Here is a 552-nt window from a genome sequence, read left to right on the forward strand (position 1 = left end):
AGGCCGACAGGCGTAGGCGATGGACAACAGGTTGATATTCCTGTACCACCTCTTTATCGTTTGAGCAATGGAGGGACGCAGAAGGATAGAAGAAGCGTGCGATTGGTTGTGCACGTCCAAGCAGTTAGGCTGATAAGTAGGCAAATCCGCTTATCGTGAAGGCTGAGCTGTGATGGGGAAGCTCCTTATGGAGCGAAGTCTTTGATTCCCCGCTGCCAAGAAAAGCTTCTAGCGAGATAAAAGGTGCCTGTACCGCAAACCGACACAGGTAGGCGAGGAGAGAATCCTAAGGTGTGCGAGAGAACTCTGGTTAAGGAACTCGGCAAAATGACCCCGTAACTTCGGGAGAAGGGGTGCTTTCTTAACGGAAAGCCGCAGTGAATAGGCCCAAGCGACTGTTTAGCAAAAACACAGGTCTCTGCGAAGCCGTAAGGCGAAGTATAGGGGCTGACACCTGCCCGGTGCTGGAAGGTTAAGGAGAGGGGTTAGCGTAAGCGAAGCTCTGAACTGAAGCCCCAGTAAACGGCGGCCGTAACTATAACGGTCCTAAGG

General features: G+C 52.4%; 1 rRNA gene. It reads left to right on the forward strand.

The window, feature by feature from the left end:
* A 23S ribosomal RNA gene (locus JDS99_RS30930) occupies positions 1–552 on the forward strand; the annotation flags it as partial.

The sequence above is a fragment of the Bacillus cereus group sp. N6 genome (genome assembly GCF_016483705.1).
In the GTDB taxonomy this organism is placed as follows: domain Bacteria; phylum Bacillota; class Bacilli; order Bacillales; family Bacillaceae_G; genus Bacillus_A; species Bacillus_A wiedmannii.